This window comes from Terrabacter lapilli, assembly GCF_039531305.1.
Classification (GTDB): domain Bacteria; phylum Actinomycetota; class Actinomycetes; order Actinomycetales; family Dermatophilaceae; genus Terrabacter; species Terrabacter lapilli.
In genome coordinates, this window is sequence record NZ_BAAAPU010000009.1 from 178,768 (window position 1) to 195,982 (window position 17,215).

At 72.8% G+C, this 17,215-nt stretch carries 15 protein-coding genes; 8 read left to right on the plus strand and 7 right to left on the minus strand.

What is annotated here, in order from left to right; genetic code table 11:
• Positions 1-60 precede the first annotated feature (60 nt).
• The 5 genes from ABD241_RS15720 to ABD241_RS15740 all read left to right on the plus strand — a co-directional run bounded on the left by ABD241_RS15720 (position 61) and on the right by ABD241_RS15740 (position 5,096).
• Positions 61-642 (plus strand): peroxidase-related enzyme, encoded by a 582-nt coding sequence (locus tag ABD241_RS15720; protein WP_344064645.1) that lies wholly within the window; start codon positions 61-63, stop codon positions 640-642.
• Positions 639-2,162: a gamma-glutamyltransferase gene (locus tag ABD241_RS15725; RefSeq protein ID WP_344064648.1), complete on the plus strand. Its 1,524-nt coding sequence runs from the start codon at positions 639-641 to the stop codon at positions 2,160-2,162. Before ABD241_RS15720 ends, ABD241_RS15725 begins: the two co-directional genes overlap by 4 nt.
• Positions 2,163-2,244: 82 nt before the next feature.
• On the plus strand, positions 2,245-3,573 hold the full coding sequence (locus ABD241_RS15730) for a class I SAM-dependent methyltransferase (protein WP_344064651.1): 1,329 nt from the start codon (positions 2,245-2,247) through the stop codon (positions 3,571-3,573).
• A gap of 5 nt (positions 3,574-3,578) precedes the next feature.
• The gene (locus ABD241_RS15735; RefSeq protein WP_344064654.1) at positions 3,579-4,472 is read left to right on the plus strand and encodes a DUF1295 domain-containing protein; all 894 of its coding nucleotides are present in this window, start codon (positions 3,579-3,581) and stop codon (positions 4,470-4,472) included.
• 33 nt (positions 4,473-4,505) lie between these two features.
• Positions 4,506-5,096 (plus strand): cupin domain-containing protein, encoded by a 591-nt coding sequence (locus ABD241_RS15740; RefSeq protein ID WP_344064657.1) that lies wholly within the window; start codon positions 4,506-4,508, stop codon positions 5,094-5,096.
• Between the two features lie 37 nt (positions 5,097-5,133).
• On the opposite strand, the gene ABD241_RS15745 is transcribed toward ABD241_RS15740, so the two are convergent.
• Positions 5,134-7,665: a ComEC/Rec2 family competence protein gene (locus tag ABD241_RS15745; protein ID WP_344064659.1), complete on the minus strand. Its 2,532-nt coding sequence runs from the start codon at positions 7,663-7,665 to the stop codon at positions 5,134-5,136.
• On the minus strand, positions 7,662-8,897 hold the full coding sequence (locus ABD241_RS15750; protein ID WP_344064663.1) for a ComEA family DNA-binding protein: 1,236 nt from the start codon (positions 8,895-8,897) through the stop codon (positions 7,662-7,664). The genes ABD241_RS15745 and ABD241_RS15750 overlap by 4 nt, the downstream gene beginning before the upstream one ends.
• Positions 8,898-9,052: 155 nt before the next feature.
• Here ABD241_RS15750 and purU point away from each other — a divergent pair, with 155 nt between their 5' ends.
• Positions 9,053-9,895, plus strand: a complete 843-nt coding sequence (purU, locus tag ABD241_RS15755; RefSeq protein ID WP_344064666.1) for a formyltetrahydrofolate deformylase — start codon at positions 9,053-9,055, stop codon at positions 9,893-9,895.
• A 30-nt stretch (positions 9,896-9,925) separates the two neighbouring features.
• Here the strand turns inward: purU and plsY are convergent, their stop codons facing one another.
• The 3 genes from plsY to leuS form a co-directional block, all read right to left on the minus strand.
• Positions 9,926-10,528 (minus strand): glycerol-3-phosphate 1-O-acyltransferase PlsY, encoded by a 603-nt coding sequence (plsY, locus tag ABD241_RS15760; protein ID WP_344064669.1) that lies wholly within the window; start codon positions 10,526-10,528, stop codon positions 9,926-9,928.
• Positions 10,525-11,418 carry a DegV family protein gene (locus ABD241_RS15765; RefSeq protein WP_344064672.1) on the minus strand — a complete coding sequence of 298 codons (894 nt, stop codon included), beginning with the start codon at positions 11,416-11,418 and terminating at the stop codon, positions 10,525-10,527. Before ABD241_RS15765 ends, plsY begins: the two co-directional genes overlap by 4 nt.
• A gap of 115 nt (positions 11,419-11,533) precedes the next feature.
• Entirely contained in the window at positions 11,534-14,473 is a 2,940-nt protein-coding gene (leuS, locus tag ABD241_RS15770; protein WP_344064675.1) for a leucine--tRNA ligase, read from the minus strand.
• A 254-nt stretch (positions 14,474-14,727) separates the two neighbouring features.
• Between leuS and ABD241_RS15775 the strand changes: the two genes are divergently transcribed.
• Positions 14,728-15,102 (plus strand): thioesterase, FlK family, encoded by a 375-nt coding sequence (locus ABD241_RS15775; RefSeq protein WP_142186210.1) that lies wholly within the window; start codon positions 14,728-14,730, stop codon positions 15,100-15,102.
• A gap of 19 nt (positions 15,103-15,121) precedes the next feature.
• Positions 15,122-16,033: a hypothetical protein gene (locus tag ABD241_RS15780; RefSeq protein ID WP_344064679.1), complete on the plus strand. Its 912-nt coding sequence runs from the start codon at positions 15,122-15,124 to the stop codon at positions 16,031-16,033.
• A gap of 19 nt (positions 16,034-16,052) precedes the next feature.
• On the opposite strand, the gene ABD241_RS15785 is transcribed toward ABD241_RS15780, so the two are convergent.
• Entirely contained in the window at positions 16,053-16,346 is a 294-nt protein-coding gene (locus ABD241_RS15785; RefSeq protein ID WP_344064681.1) for a 2TM domain-containing protein, read from the minus strand.
• A 186-nt stretch (positions 16,347-16,532) separates the two neighbouring features.
• Positions 16,533-17,144, minus strand: a complete 612-nt coding sequence (locus tag ABD241_RS15790; RefSeq protein ID WP_344064684.1) for a YgjV family protein — start codon at positions 17,142-17,144, stop codon at positions 16,533-16,535.
• Positions 17,145-17,215 lie beyond the last annotated feature (71 nt).

The window sequence follows — 17,215 nt, forward strand, 5'->3', positions numbered from 1 at the left end:
CTCCAACACGACGCGGTCCGCGCCCGCGCGCGCCGGCACCACGCGGCATACGGTGGCCCCATGGGTGACCGTCAACGCATCTCCTACCTGCCCGTGCCCGATCGCGACGACGTCCCCGAGGGCGTGAGCCGGCTCTGGGACAAGGCGCAGGAAGCCTTCGGCTTCGTGCCCAACGTCTTCCGCGCGCAGGCCCTCAACGGTGAGCAGTTCCTCGCCTGGTGGGGCTACTTCAACCTCCTGGTCAACAAGGAGGGACACCTCAGCAACGCCGACCGCGAGCTGCTCGCCGTCGTGGTCAGCAGCGTCAACCGCTGCACGTACTGCGAGGTGAGCCACGGCTCCGCGCTCCGGGAGTACACCGGCGACCCCGTGACGGCAGACCTCGTCGCCTCGAACTGGCGCCAGGCGGGACTCGCAGAGCGGGAGTACGCGATGGCCTCCTACGCCGAGAAGCTCACCCTGCACCCGGCTGAGGTCACCGAGGCCGACCTCGAGCCGCTGCGCGCCGTCGGACTGGACGACCACCAGGTGCTCGAGCTCGTCCAGGTGGTGGGGATGTTCAACCTCACCAACCGGGTCTCCACGGCCCTCGGATTCGTGCCGAACGCGGAGTACCACTCGACGGGCAGAGCCGGCTCATGACGCGCGTGGCCGTCGCCGCCCCGTCCGGGACGGCCCTCGACGCGGGCCTCGAGGCCGCGGCCGAGGGCGGGAACGCCATGGACGCAGCCGTCGCCGCCTCGCTCGCCGCGATGAGCACCGAGCCGGGAATCGTCAGCCTCATGGGCGGCGCGTTCGTCAACATCTGGCCGTCCGGGGCCGACCCGGTCGTCGTCGACGGCAACGTCGAGATGCCCGGGCGCGGGCTCGACCCGGCGGCCTTCGGCAAGGGCGTCCGGCAGGTGAGGACCGACTACGGCGGCGGCATCACCATCGGGGCCGGCCACGGCTCCGTTGCCAACTCCGGTGCGGTGCAGGCGCTCTCGGTGGCCACGGAGCGCTTCGGGAGCCTGCCCTGGAGCCGACTCGTCGAGCCCTCCGCTCGTGCCTGCAGGGACGGCTACCGCACCGGGGCCGCTGCCGCGCTCTACCTCGGCCTCGTGCGCGACTCCCTCTTCGGGCACGACCCGGAGGCGCACGCGCTCGTCACCGGCGCCGACGGCGGCCCGCTCGAGCCCGGCGAGACCTCGCTCAACCCCGACCTCGCCGACATCCTCGACCTGCTTGGCGCGCAAGGCGTCTCGCTCTTCACCACCGGCGCCGTGGGCCGGGTGCTGGCGCAGGACATGGCCGCGAACGGCGGCCTCATCACCCCGGCCGACCTGACGGCCTACGAGGCCGTGGTCCGCACCCCGACCATGCGGACGATGGGCTCCTGGCAGGTCGCGCTCAACCCGCCACCGTCGGTCGGCGGCCCGATGCTGGCGGCGATGCTGGGGCAGCTCGCGCGGCACGAGCACTGGACCTGGGCCGAGGTCATCGACATCCAGCGGCGGGTGCTCGCCTACCGCCTCTCGGTGCACGACCGGTCCCGCGACCTCGACGCCGACGGGCACGCGCTGCTCGAGAGCGTCGAGCGCCACGGGCTGGCCGGCCTGCCCACCTCGGCCTCGACCGCCCACGTGTCCGCGGTCGACGAGCACGGGAACGCCTGTGCCATCACGATGTCCTCCGGTTACGGCGCCGGCATGGTCATCCCGGGCACCGGCATCCTGCTCAACAACGCCCTCGGCGAGCCGGAGCTCAACCGTCTCGGCCTGCACGCCGTGCCGCCCGGCACACGCCTCGCCTCCAACATGGCGCCGACGACGGGGCGTCGTGAAGGGGGCGCCGCGCTGGCCGTCGGCTCACCCGGTGCCGACCGGATCACCACCGCGCTCATGCAGGTGCTCGGGCGGGGCCTGCTCCGCGGCGATCACCTGCAGCACTCCATCGACGCACCGCGCCTCCACGTGCGCTTCCTCGACGACGGGTCGCCCAGCGTCGAGCACGAGCCCTCCGAGGAGATCGCTGCAGCTGTCGAGGCGAGCGGCCTTGCGTCCCACGCCTATCCAGGCCCGCACATGTACTTCGGCGGTGTCGGGGCCGCCGTGCTCGGTCCCGACGGACTCGTGGCGGCGGGCGACGGACGGAGAGAGGCGGCCGTCGGGGTGTCACCCTGAGTGGGCTCGCGAGCGCCGACCCATCCGAAACGAGTCGGGCACCGAACCATCCCGAGTCGACCCCGAACGAGAGGCCACCGAGATGACCCTGACCGACGACCGCCCCGACGCGCCCGCCAGCACGCCGCTCGCCCGGTCCACCACCTCCGGGATCGCACAGCGGCTCGCGGCAGTCGTGGAGCCGCTCTTCGGTGGCCGTCTGCCGGTCCGCCTCAAGGCCTGGGACGGGACGGTCGCCGGGCCCACCGACGCTCCCACCGTCGTGCTGCGCGACCCTGCCGCGCTGCGGCGGCTGCTGCGCCACCCCGGTGAGCTGGGACTCGCCCAGGCCTACGTGACCGGCGAGCTCGACGTGGAAGGCGACCTGCTCGACGGCTTCCGTCGGGTGTGGGCCAGCGCGCGGGGCCTCGGCGGTGGCCGGCCCCCGGCCGCGACGCTCGCCGCAGCGGCCAGGAACGGGCTGCGGACCGCGTTCGACCTCGGCGTCGTCGGGCTCCCGCCCGAGCCCCCCGCCTCGCAGGCACGCCTGCGGGGACGCCTGCACACCAAGAGCCGCGACCGCAGCGCCATCGAGCACCACTACAACCTCTCCAACGACTTCTACGCGCTCATCCTCGACCCGCACATGGCCTACTCCTGCGGCTACTGGACGAGCACCGACGCCGGCTACGCCGTCGAGGACGCGCAGCGCGACAAGCTCGACCTCGTCTGCCGCAAGCTCGGCATCGAGCCGGGCGGCCGGCACCTCGACATCGGCTGCGGATGGGGGTCGCTGTCGCTGCACGCAGCCGAGCAGTTCGGCGCACAGGTCGTCGGCGTCACGATCTCCAGCGAGCAGAAGGCCTTCATCGACGAGCGCATCCGCGAGCGGGGCCTCGAAGGTCGCGTCGAGATCCGGCTGCAGGACTACCGCGAGGTGCCGGACGGGCCGTTCGACACGATCTCCTCGATCGAGATGGGCGAGCACGTCGGGCAGAGGAACTACCCCACGTTCACGGGGCAGATCCACCGACTGCTGCGCCCGGGCGGTCGGGCCCTGATCCAGCAGATGTCACGCACGACGCGGCCCGGAGGCGGCCCGTTCATCGAGGCCTTCATCGCCCCCGACATGCACATGCGCCCCGTCGGCGAGACCGTCGACCTCATCGAGCAAGCCGGCCTCGAGGTCCGCGACGTCCACGCCCTGCGCGAGCACTACGTGCGGACGGTCGGCGCGTGGTACGACACCTTCGAGTCCAACTGGGACGAGGTCGTGGCCATGGTCGGCGAGGAGGTCGCCCGCGTGTGGCGGCTCTACCTCGTCGGTGGGGCCCTCGCCTTCGAGGAGGGGCGCATGGGCGTCGACCAGATCCTCGCGGTCAAGCCGACGGCCGACGGCCGCAGCGGTATGCCGTCCGTGCGCGCCTGGTGACCGCGGTGTCGTCCGCGTTGACGACCTTGCCTCCTCCTCGCCCCGCGGCTGCCGCTCTGGCACAGGTAGGCTCCGACGCCGCGAGCTTCGACGCCGGTGGCTTCGGGCGGACGCTGCTGCTGACGGCGGTGACGGTCGTTGTCGTGCTCGGCGTGACCTTCGCGGTCGCGCTGCGCGTCGGCAAGCAGGCCGTCATCGACGTCACGTGGGGGCTCGGCTTCGTCGCCATCGCGTTCACCGCGTTGCTCACGAGCACAGGCCACGGCGACGGACTGCGCCGCTGGCTGGCTCTGGTGCTCACGACGCTGTGGGGGTTGCGACTCGCGGCGCACATCTGGAGCCGATCGCGCGGGAAGGGCGAGGACCCGCGCTACGAGGCGATGCTCGCGCGCGCCGACGGCGACCCCAACGCGTACGCCCTCATGCACATCTACCTGCCCCAGGGCGTCATCATGTGGTTCGTCTCGCTGCCGGTGCAGGTGGCGATGTTCGTCGAGGGAGGGCTCGGCTGGGTCGTCACGGCCGGTGTCGTGGTGTGGGCGGTCGGCCTGTTCTTCGAGTCGGTCGGGGACCTGCAGCTGACGCGCTTCCGCGGCGAGGCGGCCAACAGCGGCAAGGTGCTCGACACGGGGCTGTGGAGGTACACCCGCCACCCGAACTACTTCGGGGACGCGTGCGTGTGGACCGGGCTCTTCCTGGTCGCCGCCAGCGCGTGGCCGGGTGTGCTGACGATCCTGTCCCCCGCCGCCCTGGTGTGGAACCTCTACGCCGGCACCGGCAAGAAGCTGCTCGAGAAGGACATCGGCGACCGCCGACCGGCCTATGTCGACTACGTGCGGCGCACGAGCGGGTTCTTCCCATGGCCGCCGAAACCCGCCGGACGGGACGTCCAGCACTGACGAGGGTCGGGCCGGTGGGCGATGATGTGGCACATGCGTCCTGCTCTCGCCGACCTGCTCGACCTGCAGCCTCATCCCGAGGGCGGGTGGTACCGCCAGACCTGGGCATCTCCCGAGACCGTGGCACTGCCCGACGGGCGGCAGCGCACGACGGCCACCCTCATCCACTTCCTGCTGCCCGCCGGTGAGTCGTCCGCCTGGCACCGGGTCGCGTCCGACGAGGTCTGGCTGGCCCACACGGGCTCGGTCGTCCTCGAGCTCGGGGGCGACGGCCCGGTGCCCGACCCTGGGTCGAAGGCGATGACCCTCGGTCTCGACCTCGCTGACGGCGAGGTGGTGCAGGCGGTGGTTCCCGCGCGCGTGTGGCAGCGCACGCTGCCCGGCGAGGCCGACGCCCTGGTCAGCTGCCTCGTCTCCCCCGGTTTCGACTTCTCCGACTTCGAGCTCGCGACCGACGGCGCGCGGGCCGGCCTGGGCGACGGCAGCGACGAGGCCGACGAGGCCGACGAGGCCGACGAGGCAACGGAATCGGACGACGCAACAGACGCCGAGGTCGTGCCACGTGCGCCCGCAGGGCCCGAGGACGCGCCCGTCGAGCCGTCCGAGCCCATCAACCCCGCCTGACGCGGGCACCCGGCGCCGAACCCTCGTCACCGACCCTTCACCGGCCGACCGCTCGGACCTCGCCGCCGTCGGCGATGACCGCCACATCGCCCTCGAGGTCCGTGCGGTGGACCTCGAAACCCCTGTCCTGCAACGCCTTCATGGTGGCTGGTGCCGGGTGCCCGTAGTCGTTGTCCGCGCCGACGCTGATCAGCGCCAGACGACCGTCGACCCGGTCGAGCAGCCGGTCGTCCCGGTTGCTCGACCCGTGGTGCGCCACCTTGAGCACGTCGATGCGGCCCCAGCGCTGCGGGTCCAGCTGTGTCTCGTGCAGCACCTGTCCCGCTGCCTCCCGTTCGATGTCACCGGCGAGCAGGATGTTGACGCCGCGGACGCGCATGGTCATGACGACGGATCCGTTGTTGGGCACCGAACCGGCCTCGATGCGGCGCGCCGGCCACCACACGTCGGCGCTGATGCCGCCCACGGTGAGGCTCTCACCGGCGCGCAGCTCAGCCAGGGGTATGCGTCCAGCGACAGCCAGTCGGGACACGCGCGCCGCCTCGGCGGGCGGGTCCAGCACCGGGGAGGCCCGGATCTCGGCCACCGGCCGCTCGAGGACCGCAGCCAGTCCTCCGACGTGGTCGGCGTGGTAGTGGGTGAGCACGACGAGGTCGACAGCCGTGGCCCCGATGCGGTCGAGGCAGGCACGCATGGGCTCCGGCTCGGGACCGGCGTCGACCACGACGACGTGACCACCACCGTTGTCGGCCACCAGGCCGTCACCCTGCCCGACGTCGCACGCGATGAGCACCCAACCGGGCGGCGGCCAGGCGAGGACCGCGGTCGGAGCCCCGAGACCGGACGCGAGGACCACGACCGCGACGGCCACGGTGGGCCGATGCCTCGTGCGGTGCCACGCCCACGGCGCGGTGAGGAGGACGCCGACGGTCAGCAGCGCGAGCAGGACTGCGGCAGCGGCCGAGTCGCCCCAGTCGAGGCTGCCGAAGGGCAGGCCGGCGCACCACCGGGCCACGGCGGCGATGCCCTGCGCCGGCACGGCAGCCCCCCACGCCAGCCAGCCGGCCCCCGTGACCCAGACGACCGAGAGCAGCCCGACCGCGACCCCGACGACCGTGGTCGGTGCCACGAACGGTGCTGCCAGCAGGTTGGCCAGCACCGCCACGAGCGAGACGCTGCCCTGGAGGGGGACGACGACCGGGGCGCAGACCACCTGGGCCGCCACCGGGATCGCCAGCACCGGACCGAGCGGACGCAACGGCCCGGGCAACCGGCGGGCGATGGCACGACCCCACGGGCCGGCCAGCACGAGCAGGCCCAGCGTGGCGATGGTCGACAGGGCGAAGCCGTAAGACCGGGAGAGCCACGGGTCCCACAGGAGGAGCACCACGATCGCGCCGGCCAGCGCCGGGAGACCGGCTCGACGGCGGGACGTCGACAGTGCGAGCAGCCCCACGAGCCCCATGACGGCAGCCCGGACCACGCTCGGCTCGGGACGGGCCAGGACCACGAACCCGAGCAGTGCCAGGGCCGCCACCGGCGGGCGCCACCGCCGACGGAGTCCGACGAGGCCGCACAGCCAGAGGACGGCGGCGAGGACGAAGGTGACGTTGCTGCCGGAGACGGCGCTCAGGTGGCTGAGCCCCGTCTGCAGCATCGCCAGCGTGAGGTCCGATGGCGTGCGGGAGGTGTCGCCGACGACGAGCGCCGGGACGAGGCCGCGGGCGTCGGGCCAGAGCGACTCGGTGGCGGCGCGCAGGCGAGCCCGGACCGAGTCCGCTGCGTCGAACACCGGTCCCGGGCCGGCGACGACGCGGAGATCACCCTTCGGCGTCGCCACGGCGACGACGTCGTCGCCCGCCTCCGCCGGCCCCAGGCGCACCACCGTCTCGACCTCGTCGTGCCAGTGCAACGCTGCCCACTGCGCTCCCTGCCCGATGACGAGGACCGGGCTGCTCACAGCCGTTGTCCGACCTCGGGCCACCACCCACGTCACGTCGAGGCGGACGACCGACACCGGCGCCGCCGCCTTGCCGTCCTCGCTGCCATGCCGGCCGCCCTGCACCGGGCGCGGTTCGGCGGCGACCACCGCCCGCAGGGTCGCCACGGCTCGCTGTCCCCCGAGCTCGGCCAGCGGCCCCGCGGACCGGACGGCGCGCTGACCGGCAGCGGAGGCCAGCAGCAGGGCCAGCACGGCGCAGGCAACCGCAGTTGCCCGGAGACCTGACGCCCCAGTGGCTCGAGGCCGGTGGCTGGAACCGGCCACCACCCCTCCCGGCGTCGACAGCGGGGCCGCACCGGCCACCGCCGCAAGTGCGGCCACGGCCAGCGCCACGACCGCCCCCGTCGCGACGAGCCAGACAGGGGCCACGAGGCCGACGAAGGCGAGGACCGGCCAGGCGAGCACCACCGGGACCAGCAACCGCAGGTCGAGTCGGCGCACAGAGCGTGGTCGGACTCGCCGGATGGTCTCGCGGCCCGTCAGGACGACCAGCGACGGGCCGCGCAGCGCCTGCTCGCGCTCGGCCGCGCGACCCGTCCGGCTCGTCGGGCGCGACTCGCCGGTCACAGCGTCACCTTGGGCCGCAGCTGCGCCATCAGCTTGTCGCCGATGCCACTCACCTCGCCGAGCTCGTCGACGGAGGTGAAGCGACCGTGCTCGGTGCGCCAGTCGACGATCCGCTGCGCCAGCACCGGACCCACCCCCGGAAGGGCGTCCAGGGATGCAGCGTCCGCCGTGTTGAGGCTGACAGGTCCGCCAGAACCGGAAGAGGTCCCGGGCCCGCTCGCGGCACCGGCGCCTCCACCCGGAGCGCCGGCTCCTGCCACCGGCGCCTCCCCGGGCCTGGGAACCCGGAGCTGCTCGCCGTCCTGGACCAGACGGGCGAGGTTGAGAACCGAGAGGTCCGCGCCCGGCCGGGCGCCCCCGGCTGCGCTGATGGCGTCAGCGACGCGGGCTCCCGGACGCAGCCGCACCAGGCCGGGGCGGTTCACCTGGCCCACGACGTGGACCACGACCGCCGAGCCGGCCGATCCGCCGGCGGACGGTCCGGAGCCCGGGGGCCCGCCGCCTGAGGTCGACTCCGCGGAGGCCGAGGCCGACGACTGCGCCCACGCGCCGGCTCCCGCGGCCGGGCCAGCGGCGCCGGCCGCCGTGCCACCGACCACCTGGACGCCATGCCCCGCCGGCGCCCGCTGCTCCGATCCGGAGGCAGACCGCTCGGCCCACAGCACGCGCAGGACGAAGGCGCAGGCCACCGCGACCACGAGAGCGAGCAGCGACACCACCGCGGCGCTGCTGAAGCCACGCCGTCCGGTGCGGAGCTGGTCGGGCACCGTCAACAGACCCGGGCGGCGCGCCCGACGGAGGTCGGCGTCGAGCAGCGAGACCTCGTCGTCGGTGGCCCGCGCCGTCAGTCGGCGCACGGCCGAGCCGACCTGGCCCGCGCTCCTGCGCCCGAGAGCCCCGCCGGAAGGCATGGCAGCCCCACCGGACGGAGCGGGAGAAGGACCACCAGGGACATCCGCAGGCCCCGAGGATCCGGGTGGCGACGGCACCCACCCACCCGCCTGCTCCGCGTCCTCGCTCGAGAAGCCCAGCAGCTCCGCGTCCCAGCTCTCCGCCTCCCAGCTCTCCGCGTCCGAGCTCTCCGCCTCCGAGCGCTCCATCTCCGGGCTCGGCTCTGCCGCCTCCCGATCCGCCGAGCGCCGCAGCGGACCCGACGGCGGGGCGCTCCCGGCGCCGAGGACCCGGGCCGCGCGCTCGAGGTCCGGTGGGGGCTGCGAGCGGCGAAACAGCATACGGCGACGGTAGGAAGGGGCGAGCATCCCGGGCGCCTGCGCGCCGTCGCCTGGGGACAAGTGCGTCGGCCGGGAGAGGGGTGTGGACGGCCAGAGTGCGAGACGTCCCGCGCGTCGATTCACCCGGAACGTGCCCGCTGGGCCAGACTTCCCCAATGGCCCGGCACATCATGACCCTCACCTGCGACGACCGGCCCGGCATCGTCGCCGCGGTCTCCGCGGCGTTGCTCGCCGTGTCGGCCAACATCGTCGAGAACCAGCAGTACTCCGACGAGGACACCGGCCTCTTCTTCATGCGCACCGTCTTCGACGCGGAGCCGCACGAGGTCGAGCAGGTTCTCGAGGCCGTCCGGCAGAGCCCGGCGATCTCCCACCACCACCTGGCCGCCCGGCCCGAGGACGAGCACTGCCGCACCATCATCCTCGTCAGCAAGTTCGACCACTGCCTGCTCGACCTGCTCTACCGCTGGAAGTCCGGCGACCTGCCGATCGACATCGTCGACGTCGTCAGCAACCACGAGGACTGCCGGGGTCTCGTCGAGTACTACGGCCTGCCCTTCACCGTCATCCCCGTCGCGCGCGAGACCAAGGCCGACGCCGAGGCCGAGCTGCTGCGGATCGTCGAGAGCAACGACGTCGGGCTCGTCGTGCTGGCCCGCTACATGCAGATCCTCAGCGACCAGCTGTGCACCGCGCTCGAGGGTCGGGCCATCAACATCCACCACTCGTTCCTGCCCGGCTTCAAGGGCGCCAAGCCCTACCACCAGGCCCACGACCGCGGCGTGAAGCTCATCGGCGCCTCGGCGCACTACGTCACGGCCGACCTCGACGAAGGCCCGATCATCGAGCAGGACGTCGTCCGGGTCACGCACGCCGAGTCGCCGGAGCGCCTCGTGGCCATCGGGCGCGACGTCGAACGGCGCGTGCTCTCACGGGCCGTGCGCGACCACGCCGAGTCCCGGATCTTCCTCTCCGGGCGACGCACCATCGTCTTCTGAGGCCGCGCCGCCCACGCCGGGCACGGATGGTCAGGGCAGGCGCCGCTGGCGCCACCAGCCGATCACGTTGTTCTTGTGCCGGGCCAGCACCAGCAGTCCGATCGCCGTGAGCCACAGGCCGGTCCACACGTCGCCCGGCGCGTGGCCGGTCCAGATCAGCACCGCGAGCACCAGCATCGACACCGCGCCGAGGATCGATCCCGCAGCGACCCAGCGGGTGGCCGCGACGGCCACGGCGAAGACCACGACGACCACGAGCGCGACCCACGGGTGCACCCCGAGGATCGCGCCGAGCGTCGTCGCCACGCCCTTGCCGCCACGCCCCTTGAGGAAGGGTGACCAGATGTGCCCGAGGACGGCCGCGATGCCGACGGCGTACGCCGCGTGGGCGCCGAACAGCTGACCCGCGACGAGCGTCGGCACGAGCCCCTTGAGGACGTCGAGGACGCCGACGACCACGCCCCACCTGCGCCCGAGGACGCGACCGGCGTTGGTGGCGCCGGGATTTCCCGACCCGGACGCAGCCAGGTCCTTGCCGAGCAGGCGCGCGATGATCGTCGCCGGGTTGACCGAGCCGATGAGGAAGGCGACGGCGACCCCTGCCGTCCACCCGAGCGCCGTGCCGACGGTCACGACCCGGCGACCTCCATCGCCGGCGCGTCCGGCAGCGGCTCACCCGGCCGCGGCGACACGGCGATCGCGACCGTCCCGGGACCGACGTGTGCCCCGACGACGGCGCCCAGCTCCACCACGAGCACCGTCGGCTCGCCGGGGACGATCGTGCGCAGCTGTGCTGCGATCTGCTCCGCGCGGGCGGCTGCATCCAGGTGGTGCACGGCGATGTCGACGGCGTGCCCGTCCCTGCCCACGTGCTCGACCACCATCGCCTCGATCCGGGCGAGCGCGCGCGAGGACGTGCGCACCTTCTCCACCGGCACGATGCGTCCGCCACGCACGGCGAGGATCGGCTTGATGGACAGGGCCGAGCCGAGCAGCGCCGACGCCGCACCGATGCGCCCGCCCCGTCGCAGGTGCTCGAGGGTGTCGACGTAGAAGAGGACTCCGGAAGGGCCCAGGCGGTCGTGCACCGCCTCGACGACGGCCGGGACCTGCGCCCCGCTGCTCGCGGCCTCGGCAGCCGCCACCACGGCGAACCCCATGGCCATGCCGATCGTCTCGCTGTCGACGACCTCGACCGGCACGGGCGCCTCGGCGGCCGCCAGGCGAGCGGCCTCCACCGTCCCGGACATCTGCGAGGACAGGTGGATCGACACGATCGAGGACGCGCCCTCGTCGGCGAGGCGCTGGTAGGTCTCGGCGAAGACGGTCGGCGTCGGCCGTGAGGTCGTCACGATCGTGTACTCGCGCAACGCCGCCGCCACCTGGGCCGCCGTGATGTCCTGGCCCTCGACGCGGTCGATCCCGCCGACCACGACGTGGAGCGGGACGACCTCGATGCCGTGCGTCCGTGCCAGCTCGGACGGCAGGTATGCCGTCGAGTCGGTGACGACCCGAACCGTCACGTCGCGCTCCTTCCGTCGCCGAGAACGCTGGTGCGCCTCAACCTACCGGCGCGGACCCGGCCCCGCCGAGGAGCCGGGCCGCGTCGGGGAGCCGGGCCCCGCCGGTGGCACCACCTCAGAGCGGGACGACGTTGACCAGCTTGGGCGCTCGCACGATGACGGTGCGCACGCCTCCCTCGGTCGCCGCCCGCACCTTCTCGCGCCCGAGGGCGAGCTCGCGCAGCTCCTCCTCGGAGATGTCCGGGCTCACCTCCACCCGGTCGCGCACCTTGCCCTTGATCTGGATGACGCAGGTGACCTGCTCGAGCACGATCTTCGCGGGGTCGCTCACCGGGAACGCGGCATACGCCACCCCGCCCTCGTGGCCGAGCCGCTGCCACATCTCCTCGGCGATGTGCGGGGCCACGGGCGCCAGCATCAGCACCATGGCCTCGACGACCTCACGCGGCGGCGCGTCGAGCTTCGTCACGGCGTTGTTGAGCTCGATGAGCTTGGCGATGGCCGTGTTGAAGCGCAGGCCCTCGAAGTCCTCGCGAACGCCCGCGATGGTCTGGTGCAGCTGCGTCGTCAGCGCCTGGTCGAGCGAGGCGTCGACGACGCGGAGCTCGCCGGTGGCCTCGTCGACGACGTTGCGCCACAGGCGCTGCAGGAAGCGCTGGCTCCCGACGACCGCGCGGATCTCCCAGGGCTTGGACAGCTCGAGCGGGCCCATCGACATCTCGTAGACGCGGAAGGTGTCGGCGCCGTAGGCGTCGTACATCTCGTCGGGGCTGACGGAGTTCTTCAGCGACTTGCCGATCTTGCCGTACTCGCGGTTCACGGGCCGGCCCTCCCACGTGAACGTCGGCTCGGCCCCCTGGCCGCCCGGGTGCTCCTCCACCTCGGCCGCCGGGACGTACTGCCCCCGGCTGTCGGTGTAGGCGTAGGCCTGGATGTAGCCCTGCGAGAAGTACTTCCGGAACGGCTCCTCGCTGCGCACGTGGCCGAGGTCGAAGAGGACCTTGTGCCAGAAGCGCGCGTAGAGCAGGTGCAGCACCGCGTGCTCGACACCGCCGACGTAGAGGTCGACGCCGCCGGGGTCGCGGGTGCCGGCCGGAGCGCCGGCGACCGGGGTGTCGTGCCGGGCCAGCCAGTAGGCCTCGTTGGCCGGGTCGACGAACGCCTCGTGGTTGGCCGGGTCGAGGTAGCGCAGGTAGTACCAGCACGAGCCGGCCCAGTTGGGCATGGTGTTCGTCTCGCGGCGGAACTTCCGCGGCCCGCGACCGTCGCCGAGGTCCTTCTCCACCTCGACCCACTCGGGGACGCGGCTCAGCGGCGGCTCGGGGCTGCTCTGGGCGTCGTCCGGGTCGAACGTCTTCGGGCTGTAGTCCGGCACGTCCGGGAGGGTCAGGGGCAGCTCGTCGTCCGGGACGGCATACGCGACCCCGTCCTCGTCGAACATGATCGGGAACGGCTCGCCCCAGTAGCGCTGGCGGCTGAAGAGCCAGTCGCGGATGCGGTAGCTGACGGTGCCCTCGCCGATGCCCTGCGCCTCGAGGAAGTCGATGATCTTCGCCTTGGCGTCGGCGACGTTCAGGCCGTCGAGGGAGATGCGCTCGTTGGAGCTGTTGACCGCGACGCCGTCGCCGAGGAACGGCTCGTCGTCCGGGTGGCCCTCGGCCGGCTGGACCGTGCGGACGATCGGGATGTCGAACTTCTCGGCGAACTCCCAGTCGCGGGTGTCCTGCCCGGGCACGGCCATGATCGCGCCGGTGCCGTAGCCCATCAGCACGTAGTCGGCGACGAAGACCGGGATGCGCTCTGCCGTAACGGGGTTCGTGGCCCAGGAGCCGGTGAAGACGCCGGTCTTGTCCTTGCCCTCGGTCTGCCGCTCGACGTCACCCTTGCGCGAGGCCGCGAGCTGGTATGCCGCCACGGCCTCCTTCGGGGAGCCGGCCGCCTCGGCGTCCGCCCCCTTCCAGGCGTCCTTGGTGCCCTTGGGCCAGCCGCCGGCCGGGACCAGCTCGGCGACGAGCGGGTGCTCGGGGGCGATGACCATGAACGTCGCGCCGAAGATCGTGTCGGGGCGGGTCGTGAAGACATCGATGCCGTCCTCCTCGCCCGTGCCCGTCACGACGGGGAAGGTGATGCGGGCGCCCTTGGACCTGCCGATCCAGTTGCGCTGCATGAGCTTGACCTTCTCGGGCCAGTCGACCCCGTCGAGGTCGTCGGCCAGGCGGTCGGCGTACGCGGTGATCCGCATCTTCCACTGGCTGAGGTTGCGCCGGAAGACCGGGAAGTTGCCGCGCTCGGAACGCCCCTCGTTGGTGACCTCCTCGTTGGACAGCACCGTGCCCAGGCCCGGGCACCAGTTGACCGGCGCCTCGTCGGTGTAGGCCAGCCGGTGGCCCTCGAGGACCTTGGCCCGCTCGGTCGCGGACAGGTCGGCCCAGCCACGGCCCTCGGCGTCGATGACCGCGCGCCGGCCCGACTCGAACTCCTCGACGAGCTCGCGAATCGGTCGCGCCCTGCCCTTGCCGCCGTCCTCGCGCACGGCGTCGGCGTCGTACCACGCGTCCCAGATCTGCAGGAAGATCCACTGCGTCCAGCGGTAGTAGTCGTCGTCGATCGTCGCGAAGGTGCGGCGGTTGTCGAAGCCCAGCCCGAGACGGCGCAGCTGGCGCTTCATGTTCGTCATGTTCTCCTCGGTGGTCTTCCGAGGGTGCTGGCCGGTCTGGACGGCGTACTGCTCGGCCGGCAGCCCGAACGCGTCGTAGCCCAGGGCGTGCAGGACGTTCTTGCCGAGCATCCGGTGGAAGCGGCTGTAGACGTCGGTCGCGATGTAGCCGAGCGGGTGGCCGACGTGCAGGCCCACGCCCGAGGGGTAGGGGAACATGTCGAGGACGACGAGCTTCTCGCCCCGGGCGGCGACCTTCTCCGGCTCGGCCCAGGGGCCGGCGGGGTTGGGGGCGTTGAACGTCCCCTCCTCCTCCCAACGGTCCTGCCAGGCGGTCTCGATCTGCTGCGCCATAGCCGCGGTGTAGCGGAACGGGGTCTCGTTCGTCTGCTCGCTCATCGTCTTCTCTTTCGTCGCTGCTCGTCTGGGCAAAAGAAAACCCCTCGCACAGGAGGGGAAGCCGCGTTGATGTCGGGAGTCCCGACCTTCGTCAACGCGGCTGCGGAAGGAGCAGCAGGCCAGCCATGCGCCCAAGGTTAGCGCAGCCCCCCGGGCCACTGGAGGGAGCGCCCCGCCCCCGCCCGAGGGGGGCCGGAGCCACCCGCAGGGTGAGACGAGTCGGCGCTGCCGCCGTTGTCTGCCAGACTCGTCAGATGCCCATGCGCAAGTTCCAGCACACGGTCTCCGCCGACGACACCTCCGTCAACGTCGGCAGCGGCGACCTCGACGTCCTCGCGACCCCGCGTCTGATCACGTGGTGCGAGAACGCCGCGTTCCAGGTCTGCAAGCAGAACATCGACGCGGACCACACCACGGTCGGCACCATGGTGCGGATCGAGCACGTCAAGGGCAGCGCGGTCGGCTCGGCCGTCACCGTGCTGTGCGCCGAGCCGATCAACGACGGTCGGCGGCTCGTCTGCCACGTCACCGTCCAGGACGCGGACGGCGAGGAGCTCGCCAAGGGCGAGATCCACCGCGCGGTCGTCGACCCGGACCGCTTCATGAGCAAGTGCCGACGGGCAGTCTGACCTTCCACCGGCCGCCGCGGTGAGCCCCGGCCTCCTCGGCGCCCTGCTTGCGGCCGTCGCCTACGGCGCCGCCACGGTGCTGCAGGCCATCGGCGTGCGCCGCGTGGGTGCCCTGCCCCCCGGCACTCCCCTGCCGGCCCGGGTGCGCGCCGGGTGGCCGTATGCCGTGGGCCTGGCTCTCGACGGACTCGGCTTCCTCGCGTCGGTGGCGGCGCTGCGGACCCTGCCGCTCTTCCTCGTCGAGTCCGCCGTCGCCTCGTCCGTGGCGGTGACGGCCGTGCTGTCGGTGCTCGTGCTCCACGTGCGCCTCGGCACCGGTGAGGTCGTGGCGCTGCTGGCCGTCGCCGCGGGGCTGACTGGACTGGCGTTCGCGGCGGCGGAGGGGCCGCCGCTGCTGAGCCCCGCGGCCGCCGCCTGGTGGCTGCTGGGCGCCGCGGCCCTCGTCGCGGTGCTCCTCGTGGCCGGGGAGCAAGACCGTGACCGCCGGCGCGGCGCGGTCCTGCTCAGCCTCGCCGCTGGCCTGGGCTTCGGCGGCGTCGGGGTGGCAGCCCGGCTGCTCGAGGTGCCGTCGCCGCTGTGGCACCTGCTCACGAGCGCGATGGCGTGGGCCCTGCTGGTGCACGCAGCGCTCGCCACGGTCGCCTACGCCCTGGCGCTGAGCCGCGGGCGCGTGACCACCGTTGCCGCGCTGACGTTCGCCACGGAGACCGTGGTGCCGGCGGCCGTCGGCCTCGTCGCGCTCGGTGACCGCGTCGTGGCAGGGCGCGGGCCGCTGGCCGTCGGCGCGTTCGTCCTCACCCTGGGCGGCTGCATCGCCCTGGCCGGACGCGCGGAACCGGCGGATCCACCGGAACCGGCAGCCCCGCCGGGACGATCCGGCGGCGCGGGACCTGCCTCACCGGCTCCGGAGGACCTGTCCGAGCGGCCGTAGCCAAGGCCAGCGGCGTCGCTCAACGACGCCGCAGCCGCTCCATCTCCTCCGTGATCTGCTCCTCGGTCGGCGTCTTCACGAGGTAGACGTCCGCGGCGTTCGCCACGACGCCGATGCCCCAGCCGACGATGAAGAAGGCCGGCCAGAAGAAGCCCGAGCCCGTCATGGCCCAGATGATGACGAGCGCGGAGTTGACCAGCACGTAGACGAGCAGGTGCATGCGGAAGTCGGCCTTCTTCTTGAGCCGCTCCACCGCTCTGCCGCGCAGCACGTCCTCCTCGGGCACGGCGTGGTCGACCGTGGGGTCAGGCACGTCGGGACGGGGTTCAACCGGACTCTGGTTCGCGGTCATGGTGCTCACCGCTCCTTCGCGGGCCGCCGTGCGGCGGGCCCACACGGCTCCCTACCTCCAGCGTAGGACCGCCGCGAGCGGCCGGCGGTCGAGCGTGCGAGAGATCACCGGGCGCTTCCAGGTGTGCCGTCCGCGGTCGGCCTGCAGTCACAGGACGTACGCGTCGCCCGAGCGGCGGAACCCCAGCTTCTCGTAGTACGGCTCGACCATGTCGGGCGGAGTGAGGACGCGGCGCAGGCCGCGCGACCGGAACGGCCCGTTGGGCCCGAAGATGAACTCCCCCGGCGTCAGGTCCCGGTGGCGCGGCGTCACCCAGTCGAGCAGCAGCTGCGCCGTGCCGCCACCGAGGTCGCGCATCAGGACCACCCCGACGGTCTCGTCGCCGCGCAGGACGAGGTAGGACAGGGCACCGGCGAACGGGTCGTGGACGAACTGCGGGTTGAAGCGGCGGATGTCGCTCTCGTGCACGCGCAGCACGTGTCGCAGGTAGGTGTCGTCGCCGGCCACCTCCAGCACCTCGTACGCGGCCGAGTCGTGTCTCTCCCGGCTCATGCGCACGAGGTGGACCACGTTGATGACCGCGAGCACGACGTTGAGCCCCACCATGGGCCACACGTGGATGGCTGCGTTGTAGGCGATGAGGATGAGGCAGCCGACGAGGTTGAGCACCCGGAGCCGGCGCAGCTGGGTCTGCAGCAGCGACCACACCAGCACCGCGGAGCCGGCCCAGCCGATCGCCTCGAGCCACCAGCTACCCATGGGCGCGACCCTAGCGCCAGACGGGGGCGCGAGGGCTGCGTCAGCCGGATCGGTGGTGGTCGGTGTCCGTC